The sequence below is a fragment of the Sphingomonas sp. Xoc002 genome (assembly GCF_050408055.1).
Lineage (GTDB): Bacteria > Pseudomonadota > Alphaproteobacteria > Sphingomonadales > Sphingomonadaceae > Sphingomonas > Sphingomonas yabuuchiae.
Genome location: NZ_CP191175.1, coordinates 490,609 through 503,290 on the forward strand (window position 1 = coordinate 490,609; position 12,682 = coordinate 503,290).

At 68.0% G+C, this 12,682-nt stretch carries 11 protein-coding genes; 4 read left to right on the forward strand and 7 right to left on the reverse strand.

The window, feature by feature from the left end; translation table 11 throughout:
* Positions 1-44: 44 nt before the first annotated feature.
* Positions 45-2,336: a S8 family serine peptidase gene (locus ACQR50_RS02390; protein ID WP_428969670.1), complete on the reverse strand. Its 2,292-nt coding sequence runs from the start codon at positions 2,334-2,336 to the stop codon at positions 45-47.
* A gap of 169 nt (positions 2,337-2,505) precedes the next feature.
* Between ACQR50_RS02390 and ACQR50_RS02395 the strand changes: the two genes are divergently transcribed.
* Both ACQR50_RS02395 and dapD read left to right on the forward strand, forming a co-directional pair.
* Positions 2,506-3,168, forward strand: coding sequence for a pyrimidine 5'-nucleotidase (locus tag ACQR50_RS02395; protein ID WP_428969671.1), 663 nt, complete (start codon positions 2,506-2,508; stop codon positions 3,166-3,168).
* A gap of 2 nt (positions 3,169-3,170) precedes the next feature.
* Complete coding sequence (gene dapD, locus ACQR50_RS02400) at positions 3,171-3,998, forward strand: 2,3,4,5-tetrahydropyridine-2,6-dicarboxylate N-succinyltransferase (RefSeq protein WP_056430899.1); 828 nt, start codon at positions 3,171-3,173, stop codon at positions 3,996-3,998.
* A gap of 413 nt (positions 3,999-4,411) precedes the next feature.
* Here dapD and ACQR50_RS02405 read toward each other — a convergent pair whose 3' ends face one another.
* Both ACQR50_RS02405 and ACQR50_RS02410 read right to left on the reverse strand, forming a co-directional pair.
* Positions 4,412-5,953 (reverse strand): glycine betaine ABC transporter substrate-binding protein, encoded by a 1,542-nt coding sequence (locus ACQR50_RS02405; RefSeq protein WP_428969672.1) that lies wholly within the window; start codon positions 5,951-5,953, stop codon positions 4,412-4,414.
* Positions 5,950-6,705, reverse strand: coding sequence for an ATP-binding cassette domain-containing protein (locus ACQR50_RS02410; protein WP_428969673.1), 756 nt, complete (start codon positions 6,703-6,705; stop codon positions 5,950-5,952). Before ACQR50_RS02410 ends, ACQR50_RS02405 begins: the two co-directional genes overlap by 4 nt.
* Positions 6,706-6,864: 159 nt before the next feature.
* On the opposite strand from ACQR50_RS02410, the gene glpX reads away from it, so the two are divergent.
* Positions 6,865-7,839 carry a class II fructose-bisphosphatase gene (gene glpX, locus ACQR50_RS02415; protein ID WP_056430890.1) on the forward strand — a complete coding sequence of 325 codons (975 nt, stop codon included), beginning with the start codon at positions 6,865-6,867 and terminating at the stop codon, positions 7,837-7,839.
* 133 nt (positions 7,840-7,972) lie between these two features.
* Positions 7,973-8,695 carry a CPBP family intramembrane glutamic endopeptidase gene (locus ACQR50_RS02420; RefSeq protein WP_428969674.1) on the forward strand — a complete coding sequence of 241 codons (723 nt, stop codon included), beginning with the start codon at positions 7,973-7,975 and terminating at the stop codon, positions 8,693-8,695.
* Between the two features lie 126 nt (positions 8,696-8,821).
* Here the strand turns inward: ACQR50_RS02420 and ACQR50_RS02425 are convergent, their stop codons facing one another.
* Genes ACQR50_RS02425 through ACQR50_RS02440 form a run of 4 tightly spaced genes read right to left on the reverse strand, consistent with a single transcriptional unit; the run spans position 8,822 to position 12,599 of the window.
* Entirely contained in the window at positions 8,822-9,583 is a 762-nt protein-coding gene (locus tag ACQR50_RS02425; protein WP_058745464.1) for an ABC transporter permease, read from the reverse strand.
* Positions 9,580-10,512 carry an ABC transporter ATP-binding protein gene (locus ACQR50_RS02430; protein ID WP_428969675.1) on the reverse strand — a complete coding sequence of 311 codons (933 nt, stop codon included), beginning with the start codon at positions 10,510-10,512 and terminating at the stop codon, positions 9,580-9,582. Before ACQR50_RS02430 ends, ACQR50_RS02425 begins: the two co-directional genes overlap by 4 nt.
* Before the next feature lie 33 nt (positions 10,513-10,545).
* The gene (locus ACQR50_RS02435; protein ID WP_428969676.1) at positions 10,546-11,253 is read right to left on the reverse strand and encodes a DsbA family protein; all 708 of its coding nucleotides are present in this window, start codon (positions 11,251-11,253) and stop codon (positions 10,546-10,548) included.
* Positions 11,253-12,599: a M48 family metalloprotease gene (locus ACQR50_RS02440; protein ID WP_428969677.1), complete on the reverse strand. Its 1,347-nt coding sequence runs from the start codon at positions 12,597-12,599 to the stop codon at positions 11,253-11,255. The genes ACQR50_RS02435 and ACQR50_RS02440 overlap by 1 nt, the downstream gene beginning before the upstream one ends.
* Positions 12,600-12,682: the final 83 nt, after the last annotated feature.

Here is a 12,682-nt window from a genome sequence, read left to right on the forward strand (position 1 = left end):
GAAGATGGGGACGATCCGCCGCCCCCGCCAGCCAAGACCGCGTATCAGAAGGTCAAGCCATACTTCACCGCCATGCCCCGCTCCGGCGGCAGCATCGCGATATTGCCGGGGTCACGCCGCCAGAACAGATGCGTCGACCACTCGCCCCCGCCCAGCCGGATGCCATGGCGCAGCTCGACCAGCGTTTCCTGGCCCGTGGGGGCCAGCGACAGCCGGTTGCTCGTCCAGCCATCGACCTGGCCGCTGGCATAATCCCAATGGCCGGGCAGCCGCAGGTCCAGTCCCCCGCCACTGACCCGCAAGGGCCGCGACAGGCGCAGGTCGATCCGGTCGTGGCCGAACAGCCCGGCCTTGCCCGCTTCGACCGACCAGGCGCGGCTGGCCAGCATGCCGCCGCCCAGGCCGCCGATCGCGCGAGTCCAACCGCTGCGCCAGCGGGCGCCCAGCGTCCAGCCGCCATCGTCCTGCCAGCGCGCGGCCCCGTCGGCGAACCAGCTGCGCCCGCGCGCCTGGCCCAGCGCGCCGCCGAACCAGCCGCCCAGCACGGTCGATTGCTCGTCCAGCCGGGTCACGCCCAGTGTCGCGGCGACCGGCCCGATCCTGCGGTCGAACGTCACCGTCATCTGGTCATAGCTGGGCGCGGCCATGCCCGGCATCGGCGCGGCGAAGCGGCCATTCTCGGCCGCGACGCTGACACCCACCCGGCCCATGACATGATGCAGGGCAGCCGCGGCGCGAGGCGCGCGGTCCATGCCCGCGCCGGGATCGGTCATCAGATAGGCGGGGCCGGACTGGCCGGTCCACCCCGAGACCATGGCGTCGCCGGTGCTGGCAAAGCCGAATCCGATGGCGGTGTCGGGGGTGAGAGTCTGGGTGACGCTGCCCGCGACGATCCGCTGGGTGGCGCTGGGCGCGTCGGTGGGGACGATCGCGCGCAGCCGCGCCTCGCCGGGCGAGGTGATCGCACGGGTCAGCGCGATCGAACGGGTGCCGTCGCTGACGACCGTGCCCTCGATCCGGCCGAGCAGCGATGGCGCCAGCATCGGGCGGGGGGCGGCCTGCGCCACCGTGCCGGATATGTCGATATGGTAGGCGCGGGCATAGCCGTCGAGCGCGACCAGGGTCAGCCCCTCCGCCCGCGCATCGCCCATCGCCGGGGACAGTCGCGCATTGACCCCCATCGAAATGGCCGCGCCGGTGCCAGCCACGCTGGTGCTGCCGACCGGCCGGAAGGCGGCGGTCAGGTCCAGCGTGCCGCGACCATAGACATCGTCGGTGCCGCTTGTCCCCGCCTCGCGCGCGGTGCGCAGCAACAGGTCGGCGATCTGCGCGCCGGTCATGTTGGGAAAGGCCTGGGCGAGCAGGGCGACCGCGCCGCTGATCTGCGGTGCGGCAAAGGAGGTGCCCGACCAGAGGAACCGCTCGCCCTTGGCATCGGGGGCCTCCACCCGTTCGCCCAGCGCGGTCAGATAATGGGCGGACGACTGGCCCGCCCGGTTGCTGAAGGACGAGATGGTGCCGCCCGCGTTCACCGATCCGGCGATGATGACTTGGCCGCGCGCGACCGCATTGTTGTTGGCGACCTGCGCCATCAGCGTGGGGTTGGATTCGCCGTCATTGCCCGCCGCGATCACGATCACCATGCCCGCCGCCGTCGCCCGCCCGATCGCCGCGAGCAGCGCGCTGGGCGGCGTATCGTTGGAGCCGAGCGAGATGTTGACGACCCGCGCGCCTGCGTTGCGGGCGGTGTCCAACCCTCGGGCGATGGCGTCGGAGGAAAAGCTGCACGTCCCGCCCAGCCCGCCATTTTCGGTGGAGCCGCCGCAACTGCCCGGCTCGTCGGCGCGCAGCACGACCAGCGTGGCGTCGAACGCCACGCCCTGTGCCCGGTTGCCGTTGCGGCCGCCCAGGGCGGTAAAGGCGACGGCGGTGCCGTGCCCGTCCAGATCGCCGGTGCCGCGCGCGCCCGCGACATCGGCGGAGGCACTGGAAATCCGCCCAGTGAAGGCGCCGGTGCGGTCGTCCACGCCCGAATCGATGACGCCCAGGGCAACACCCGCGCCGGTCGCGCCGCGCTGATAGGCGGCCAGCGCATTCATCGAGACCGCGCCCGCCGTCGCCCGATAGCCCGCCGTGTCGTAATTCTGGGTCGGCGCCGGGGTAGGGGTGGTCTGGGTGGGTGTCTGTGTTGGGGTCGGGGTCGGACTGGCGATCGGGGTTGGGATCGATTGGATGCCGTTGCCGCCGCCACAGGCGGCGACCATCGTGCCCGCGCCGATGACCAGGCTCCAGACTGTCGCGATGCCCCCGGCACCGCGCGCTTCCCGCGCTCGCAAGCTCAGACCCCTCATCCATCATTCCGCCTGCCCAACCGACAGGGGTGAGCCTGATCTTTGGGATAGCATGATTTTCTTGCGCCGTCGTTAAGGAGTGGCGAGAGATGGGGCGCGGACGGGCCACGGGGCGGCTTGCGGCCATGGGGCCTCACGCCTACACGCTGCCGCCATGCTGCCCGCGCTTGCCCATATCGACGCCTGGATCTTCGATCTGGACAACACGCTGTATCCGGCGAGCGCCAATCTGTTCGCGCATATCGACCGGCGCATGACGCAATTCGTCGGCGACCTGCTGGGCCTGGACCCGGCCGAGGCGTTCCGGGTGCAGAAGGAATATTTCCACGCGCACGGCACGACGCTGGCGGGGCTGATGGCCGAGCATGACGTCGATCCCGCCGCCTTCCTGGCCTATGTCCATGATATCGAGATGGACGTGCTGGAACAGGACGCACCGCTCGCCGCCGCGCTGGCCAAGCTGCCAGGGCGCAAGCTGGTCTTCACCAATGGCGACAAGCCCTATGCGCTGAAGGTCCTCGACCGGCTGGGGCTGGGCAGCCATTTCGAGGCGGTGCACGACATCACCGCCATGGGCCTGGTGCCGAAGCCGCAGCCGTCCGCCTATGCGGGGCTGTGCGCGGCGTTCGACATCGATCCGACCCGCGCGATCTTCTTCGAGGACATGGCGCGCAACCTGGTCCCCGCCAAGGCGATCGGGATGACGACCGTGTGGGTCGACAACGGCTCCGAACAGGGGCCCGAGGCGGCCCGCGACCATATCGACTATACCGTCCACGCGCTGACGCCGTGGCTGACGAGCATATTGGAGGACTGACGATGGCACATGAACTGGCCGCCACCATCGATGCCGCCTGGGACAACCGGGCCGAACTGAACTTCGCCACGCAGGGTGAGGAGCGGATCGCCGTCGACCGCGCGCTGGCGCTGCTCGACCGGGGCGAGGCGCGCGTGGCCGAGCCGGACGGCCATGGCGGCTGGACCGTCAACCAGTGGCTGAAAAAGGCCGTCCTCCTCTCGTTCCGCCTGAACGACAATGTCCTGATCGACAATGGTCCGGGCGCGGGCCACTGGTTCGACAAGGTGCCGTCGAAGTTCAGCGGCTGGTCGGAAGCCGATTTCCGCGCCGCGGGGTTCCGCGCTGTGCCCGGCTCGGTCGTGCGCCGCGGCGCGCATGTCGCCAAGGGCGCGATCCTGATGCCGAGCTTCGTCAACATCGGCGCCTATGTCGGTGAGGGCACGATGGTCGACACCTGGGCGACCGTGGGCAGCTGTGCGCAGATCGGCAAGAACGTTCATCTGTCGGGTGGCGCGGGTATCGGCGGCGTGCTCGAGCCGCTCCAGGCCGATCCCGTCATCATCGAAGACGGCGCGTTCATCGGCGCGCGGGCCGAGGTGGCCGAGGGCGTCCGCGTCGGCGAGGGTGCGGTGCTGTCGATGGGCGTCTATCTGGGCGCCTCGACCAAAATCATCGACCGCGAGACGGGCGAAGTCTTCCGGGGCCATGTGCCGCCTTATTCGGTGGTGGTGCCCGGCACGACGCCGTCGGTGGACGGCAAGCCGGGCCTGTACTGCGCGGTGATCGTCAAGCGTGTGGACGCGCAGACCCGCTCGAAGACCAGCATCAACGACCTGCTGCGCGATTGATCGCACCGGACATCTGATACTTGGCACGCCCCTCCCGCAGGCGGGAGGGGATGGGGGAGGGAACGCCACGGGTGATGGTCTCGGTGAGACTCCTTGCCCTCCCCAACCCAGTTTCAGGTAAACGATGCCCCGCATCGTTTAGGTCATGCCGGGGGCATGACCGACCTGAAACTCGCTTGCGGGAGGGGCTTAAGGTTCACGCGAAGCCGCAAAGTCGCGAAGAAGATTTTGTTCGCGCGGAGGCGCGGAGAACGCGGAGGTGTCGGGCCCGGCGGCAGCCTTCATCCTGCCTAATTGGCCGGTGAAAAAAGCAGAGCGGTCGCCCAGCGCGATCCCCCTCCGCGTTGTCCGCGCCTCCGCGCGAACCAAAATCTTCTCTGCTTCGCGACTTTGCGGCTTCGCCTGAACCAAAACTACAACCCCACCCGCCTGGCCAGCCACCGTGCCGCCGCCTCCGGGCTTTCCTTCGCGGCGTCATCGCGGTCGACCCGGTAGTTCGCCTCGCGCATCGCCTCGACGGGAATCCGATTCAGCATCGGCCGCAGCGCCTGAACGAACTTCGCGTCCCCCGCCCGGTCCTTCGCCACCAGCAGCACCGCATCGTAACCGGGGATCGCCCGTTTCGGATCGCCCAGCACGGTCAGCCGTTCCGCCGCGATCCGGCCATCGGAGGAGAAAGCCGAGATCACATCCGCCCGTCCGCTCTCCAGCGCGCGGTACATGAAGGTCGGGCTGTACGGCGTCATGCCGGCGAAGCGTAGGCCGTACGCGTCCCGCACCGCCGCCCATTCGGGCCGGTCCAGAAACTCCAGGTCGCTGCCCAGCTTCAATCGCGGCGCGGCGTCGGAGAGATCGGCGAGCGACCGCACGCCCAGCCGCTGCGCCAGCGGTGCCTTCATCGCAAAGGCATAGGCATTCTCGAACCCCAACGGCCCGAGCATCGCGACATCACGCGTCGCCGCCCAGTCCTTCAGCGCGCCCAGCATCGCCGCGCGGGGCGGGGAATCATGCCGACGCATCGCGGTCGTCCACAAGGTCCCGGCATAATCGACATAGACGTCCACACGCCCGCCCGCCGTCGCCTCGAACGCCACGGTCGAGCCCAGCCCGTCGCGATAGCTGACCTCATAGCCCGCGCGCGTCAGCCGGTCGCCGATCAGCCGCGCCAGGATATATTGCTCGGAGAAGTTCTTCGCCCCGATCACCACCTGCCGCCGCGCATCGCTTCCGCGCGGCCAGAGCGGCTGGGTCGCCAGCGCGATCCCCAGTGCCAGCGCAACCAGTCCGCCCAGCCACATCCAGCGCCGCCGCGTCGCCAGCCCGCGCTCGATCAGCCCGATCAGCGCGTCGACCACCAACGCCAACGCGGCGGCGGCGAAGCATCCCGCCAGCACCAACGCCCAGGCCTGGGTCTGAAGGCCCGCAAAGATCAGGTCGCCCAAGCTCGGCTGGCCCACCGTCGTCGACAGGGTGGCGGCCCCGATCGTCCACACCGCCGCCGTGCGGATGCCCGCCGCCAGCACCGGCGCGACCAGGGGCGCCTCGACCAGTCGCAGCTTTTGGCCTCGCGTCATCCCCACCGCATCGGCGGCCTGCAACACCGCCGGGTCGAGCCCGACCAACCCCGTCACGCCGTTGCGCAGGATCGGCAGCAGCGCATAAAGGGTCAGCGCCAGCAGCGACGGCAGGAAGCCGAGCGCCGGTATCCCGCCGCCGACCAGCCCCGACAGGCTGAGCAGCACCGGATAGAACAGCGCCAGCAGCGCCAGCGCCGGGATGGTCTGCACCAGGCTGGCGAAGCCCAGCGCCACGCGCGACAGCCCCGGCCGCCGTGCGCAGGCAAAGGCCAGCGGCACCGCGATCAGGATGCCGAGCAGCAGCGCGGCCATGCTGACCAGCACATGCTGGGCCAGCAGCGGGGGGACGCGGGTGAGGGCGTCGAGAAAGGGGCTCATGCCCGGAGCGCCGCGAGCCGCTCGGCCTGATGCCGGGGGACCGCCATCAGATTCTGCGCCGCGCTGCCGCCTTCGGCGCGTACCAGTTGGGCAGGGGTGGCATCGGCGACGATCCGGCCTGTTTCCATCACCAGCACGCGGGCGGCGGTCAGCAATGCCTCGGCCATGTCATGCGTGACGAGGATCGTGGTCAGCCCCAGCCTTTGGTGCAGTTCGACCAGCCGCCCCGCCACCGCATCGCGGGTGACCGGATCGAGCGCGCCCAGCGCCTCGTCGAGCAGCAGGATCGGGGGTTCGGTCGCCAACGCGCGGGCGATGGCGACGCGCTGGCGCTGGCCGCCCGACAGCGCATCGGGCATACGCTGCGCCACGTCGCGCGGCAGGTCGACGAGATCGAGCAGTTCACTCACCCGGTTTCCCACGGTCCGCCCGGCGATGCGCAGGCCGATGGCGATATTGGCCGCGACCGTCATGTGCGGGAACAGGCCATGTTGCTGAAAGACATAGCCGATGCGGCGACGGAGCAGGGGCGGGGGCTCGGCGGTCACATCCTGTCCGTCGATCAGGACCCGGCCCGTATCGGGCTGCTCCAGCCGGTTGATCATGCGCAGCAGCGTCGACTTGCCCGATCCGGATGCGCCGACCAGCGCGACGAACGCGCCCCGCTCGACGGTCAACGACACCGTGTCGACCGCCGCGATCGTGCCGTAACGGCGGCTGACACTCTCCAGCGCGATCATCGGTTTGAGCATGGGGCCATCTTGGGAGGGAAGCGGGAACGGGTCAAACGCGGTGGCGTACCGTTTCGCTGCACCGTCTTCGCGGCTTTCGGGCTATGCCTGTGCCGCCACGCGCGATATGGCGCTGTAAAACATGTTCAACATGGCCGCACGTCAGTGGCAGGAGAGTTTATGAGCCAGACCGATCTTCAGAGCGCCAGCCAGGTTCTCGACCGTGTCCTCGTCCTGGAAATGGTGCGCGTGACCGAGGCGGCGGCGATCGCGGCCTCGACACTGGTCGGGCGCGGGGATGAGAAGGCGGCGGACGCGGCGGCGGTCGAGGCGATGCGCGCCGCGCTCAACGAACTCGATATGGACGGCACCGTCGTCATCGGCGAGGGCGAACGCGACGAGGCCCCGATGCTCTTCATCGGCGAGAAGGTCGGCACCGGCAACGGCCCCGAGATCGACATCGCGCTCGATCCGCTGGAGGGCACGACCATCTGCGCCAAGGCGGGGCCGAACAGCCTGGCGGTGCTGGCGATCGCCGAGAAGGGCCATCTGCTCAACGCACCCGATGTCTATATGGACAAGATCGCGGTCGGTCCCGGCTATCCGGCGGGCGTGATCGATCTCGACCGCAGCCCCAGCGACAATATCCGCGCCATCGCCGAGGCCAAGGGCGTGGCGGCCAAGGACATCGTGGTCTGCGTGCTCGACCGTCCGCGTCACGAGGGGCTGATCGCCGAGCTGCGCGGCCTGGGGTGCGGCGTGGTGCTGATCGGGGACGGCGATGTCGCGGGGGTGATCGCGACGACCGATCCCGACACGACCATCGACGTCTATATGGGCTCGGGCGGCGCACCCGAGGGCGTGCTGGCCTGCGCCGCGCTGCGTTGCGTCGGCGGGCAGTTCAAGGGGCGGCTGCTATTCCGCAACGATGCCGAGCGGGCGCGGGCGCACAAATGGGGCGTGACCGATCTGGACAAGCAATATGACCTGACCGAGCTGGCGCAGGGCGACTGCATCTTCGCGGCGACCGGCGTGACCGACGGCTCGCTGCTGGCCGGGGTCAAGCGTCGGCCCAAGGTCATGACGACCGAAAGCGTGGTCATGCGCGCCTCGTCGGGCACGGTGCGCTGGGTGAAGGGGCAGCATCGGCTTTGATTTTGGGGCAAGGGGACTTCGTCTTGAATGAGCTCCTCTCCTTCAGGGGAGGGGTTGGGGTGAGGCCTCGCCTCAAACCCTGTGCTTGCGGAAGCGCCCCACCCCCGTCCACTCCCCTGAAGGGGAGGGGTGAATGATGACGGCCGCCGTCCTCCTGCTGCTGCTGGCCGCCTTGGCGGGCATCTGGTGGTTCCAGAAGGGCGATCTGGGGGAGTATCGGCGGTTCAGCGCGCTGAACGACAGCCATTCGCGGCGGATGCGCTTCCGATTGTGGCTGGCGCGGTCGGCGCTGGCGTTCCTGTTGCCGGTACTGGTCGGGCTGGCGCTGCTCGGCCGGATCGACGCGCTGGCCGTGATTCCGGACGAGTTCGCCCCTGTCGCCGCGACCATGCCGCCGATCTTCGACAGCGGCGAGGCGATGCAGGGGATGCTGCTCGGCGGCGCGATCGGTGGGCTGGTCGTCGGTGGGGTGCTGGCGCGCCTGCGCAAGCGCAAGCCGCTGGGCAATATTTCCGCCCTGCCGCCGCGCGAGCGGCGTGAGGTGAAATATGCCGCCGCGCTCAGCATCATGGCGGGGGTGACGGAGGAGGCGTTCTTCCGCCTCTATCTGCCGCTGCTGGTCGCGATGGTGACGGGGCAGGCGGGGATCGGCTTTGTCGCCTCGTTGATCCTGTTCGGGGCGATGCACCGTTATCAGGGCTGGGTCGGGGTGGCCGCCACCACCGCGCTGGGGGCGGTGATGACCGGGCTGTATCTGATGACCGGCAGTTTGTGGGTGGTGATGCTGGTCCATGTGCTGGTGGACCTGAACGGGTTGGTGGTGACGCCTGTGCTGGGCGGGGTGCTTAAGAAGTAAATCTTCCTCCCCTGTAAGGGGAGGGGGACCAGCGAAGCTGGTGGAGGGGTGTCCCGCTGTCGAGAGGGTGACACCCCTCCGTCATCGCTACGCGATGCCACCTCCCCTTCCAGGGGAGGAATGAGGTTAGTTCTTCAGTCGCCAGCCGGTGCGGAAGATCCAGCCGATCCACGCCAGGCACGCCAGCAGGAACAGCGCCGTCACGCCCAGGCTGACTCCCGGCGTCACGTCCGAGGTGCCGAAGAAGGTCCAGCGGAAGCCGTTGATCAGATACACGACCGGGTTGAACAGCGTCACCGTCCGCCACGGCTCGGGCAGGATCGTCACCGAATAGAAGGCGCCGCCCAGGAAGGTGAGGGGGGTGACGATCAGCAGCGGGATGACCTGCAACTGCTCGAACCCGCGCGCCCAGATGCCGATGGCGAAGCCGAACAGCGAGAAGGTCACCGCGACCAGCAGCAGATAGAAGAGCATCGCGACCGGGTGCAGGATCGTCAGGTCGACGAACAGATGGGCGGTGGCGAGGATGACGAGGCCGATCACCATCGACTTGCTCGCCGCCGCGCCGACATAGCCCAGCACCGTCTCGATCGGTGACAAGGGGGCGGAGAGGATTTCGTACATCGTCCCCGTGAATTTGGGCATGTAGATGCCCAGGCTCGCGTTCAGGATGCTCTCCGAAAAGATCGACAGCAGCATGAGGCCCGGCACGATGAACGCGCCGTAGGGCACGCCCGAAACCTGGTTCATCGCCGAGCCGATCGCGGTACCGAACACCACGAAATAAAGCGTCGTGGTGATGACCGGCACCATCAGGCTGGTCCACACCGTCCGCCGGAACCGCGCCATTTCGAAGCGATAGATCGACCAGATGCCATGCAGGTTCATGCGCGTGTCCCCTCGACCAGATCGACGAAGATATCCTCCAGCGAGGATTTATAGGTTTCAAGATCGACGAAGCCGATGCCGCTGTCGCCCAGCTTGCGCAGCAGCGACGGGATGCCGGTATGCTCGGCGCGCGCGTCGAAGATGTAGCGCAGGCGCTTGCCCTCGTCCTCCAGGGTCAGCTGCCATTCGGCCAGCGCCGCCGGGATCGTCGCCATCGGTTCGGCCAGCGTCAGCACCATCTCGCGCTTGCCGAGCTTCTTCATCATCTCGGCCTTTTCCTCGACCAGGAGAAGCTTGCCCCTGGCGATCACGCCTACCCGGTCGGCCATCTCCTCGGCCTCCTCGATATAATGGGTGGTCAGGATGATGGTGACGCCGCGCTCGCGCAGGCGATGGACCAGTTTCCACATGTCGCGGCGCAGTTCGACGTCGACGCCCGCGGTCGGCTCGTCGAGGAAGAGCAGGTCGGGTTCGTGGGACAGCGCCTTGGCGATCAGCACGCGGCGCTTCATGCCGCCCGACAATTCCATCAGCTTGGCATGGCGCTTGTCCCAGAGCGACAGGTCGCGCAGCACCTGTTCGACATAGGCGGGGTTGGGCGCACGGCCGAACAGGCCCCGGCTGAAATTGACGGTGTCGATGACCCGCTCGAACATGTCGACCGACAATTCCTGCGGCACCAGCCCGATCTTGCGACGTGCGCCCTTATAGTCGCGCAGCGCATCATGCCCGTCGACCCGGATGGTCCCGGCCGAGGGCGTGACGATGCCGCAGACGATCGAGATCAGCGTCGTCTTGCCCGCGCCGTTCGGTCCCAGCAGCGCAAAAATCTCGCCGCGCCGGATGCTCAGATCGACCGGCTGAAGAGCGGTGAACCCGCCCTTATAGGTTTTGGTCACGCCCTCGACGGACAGGATCGGGTCGGTCATGCGGCAGTCCCCCGTTGGAAGACCGCCGCCTTATCAACGGTTTCGCGCTTCGGCGACGGCCTTTTGCAATTGTTCGAGCGGCAACGCGCCCGACAGGATGCGGTTGCCGACGATCCAGCTCGGCGTGCCGGTCAGGCCCAGCCGCCCGGCCGCTTCCAGATTGCGGGCGATCTCGGCATCGGCCTGGGGCTGGAAGGCCGCCATCCTGCTCATGTCGACGCCCGCCTTGGCGGCGGCGGCGGCGATGGTCGCGTCGCTGACCGGACCCCCGGCATAGAGCGCGTCGTGGAAGGCCGCGAACTTGCCCTGCGATGCGGCGAGCAGGCTGGCGCGCGCCGCCGCACGGCTGGACGGCGCCAGGATCGGCAGCTCGCGATAGACGATGCGCAATTTGGGATCGGCCTGGGTCAGCTGCTTCAACAGCGGCAGGCTGGCCCGGCAATAGCCGCAATTATAGTCGTAGAACTCGACCAGCGTGACATCGCCCTTGGGATTGCCGGTATAGGCATTGCCGAACGGCTTGGTCAGGTCGCCGCCGATCGCCGCCACCGCCTTGCCCTGTTCGCGGTCCTGCAGGCGCTGCATCGCCTCCGGGATCACCTCGGGATGGTCGAGCAGATAGGCACGCACGCTGTCGCCCGAGGCGCCGCCCGGCGCGACCAGCGGAGCCAGGGCCAGCGCGGTGCCGCCACCGACCAGGCCGCCCAGGACCGCGACGGCGGCCAAGGTCTTCATGCCCATCAGCGGCGCTTCTTCTTGGAACTGGCGGCGGCGTCGGCAGAGGTCATGGCGATATCCTGCGCCCGAATCCATTCGGACGTATTGGGGGTGAGATTGGCCATCGCATAGCGTGCGCTCTGGATGGCGGTGCGGGTGTCGCCCATCATGCTCGCCCGCTCGGCGGTGGCGAGCGCGGCGCGGGGTTCGTCGCCCATCTGTTCATAGGCGGTGCCCAGCTGGACCCAGGCAAAGGGATTGTCCTCGTCCCGCTGGACCGCGACCTTCAGGACCTTCACCGCCTCGGGCAGGTTGCGCTTGTCCTCGGTGGCGATCAGCGCATGGCCGAAGGTCGTGGCGATCAGCGCATTCTGGCCCGACCCCATGGTCGCGGCACGTAAAGGCGCCAGCGCCTCCTGCGGCTTGCCCGATTCCAGCAGGATCTGGCCCTGGATTTCCTGGAAATACGGGTCCTTGGGATCCTTGGCGATCAGCGCCGTGGCCTCCGCCTCGGCTTTGTCGGGATAGGCGGCCTTGTGATAGGCATAGGCGCGGGCATAATGCGCATAGATCGACTGGTCGGTGTCGGGATATTTGCTCAGCGTCGTCTCGGGCGGCGAGACATAGCCGAACAGCTTGGCCTTCACCCGCAGGAAACGTTCCTGGAGCCTGGGATCGATCGGCGTGTTCCAGGCGGGCGATCCCTGAAGATCGGCAGTCAGCGACTGGATACGCGTCGCCGACAGCGGATGGGTCTGCGCGAACGGATCGATATTGGTATAGCCGTACCGATATTGCTGGTTTTGCAGTTTCTTGAAGAAGCTCAGCATCCCCTTGCCGGTGACGCCCGCCGTGGTCAGATAGCGCGCGCCCGCCGCGTCCGCCGCCGATTCCTGGTTGCGGCTGAAGGCGAGAACCTGGCCCATCGCGGCCTGCTGTCCCGCCGCGAGCACGCCCATGCCCGCCGCACCGCCGCCCATCGCAATGGTCGCCAGGCCCAGCACCATCGACAGAAGCTGCATCTTCATCGCGGGCTTCATCGCCTGTTCGCTCAGGATGACATGACCATCGGCGATATGGCCGAGTTCATGCGCGACGACGCCCTGCACCTCGTTCACATTGTCCGCCGCCTGAAGCAGCCCCGAATGGACATAGACGATCTGTCCGCCCGCGACGAAGGCGTTGATCGAGTCGTCGTTGATCAGGACGATCTTCACGTCGCGCGGAGAAAGCCCGGCAGCCTTGATCATCGGCGCGGACATGTCGGCGAACAGCGATTCGGTTTCCGCATCGCGCAGGATCGACTGCGCGGCGGCCGGCTGCGCCCAGATCAGGACCGTAACGGCGAAGGCGGCGATCAGACGCTTCATGCTTCCTCTATCGACGGGTCGGCCGTGGTAGACAACCGGGTTTGCGGCGGTGATAGTTATTGCCTCTGACACCGGGCGGCTGA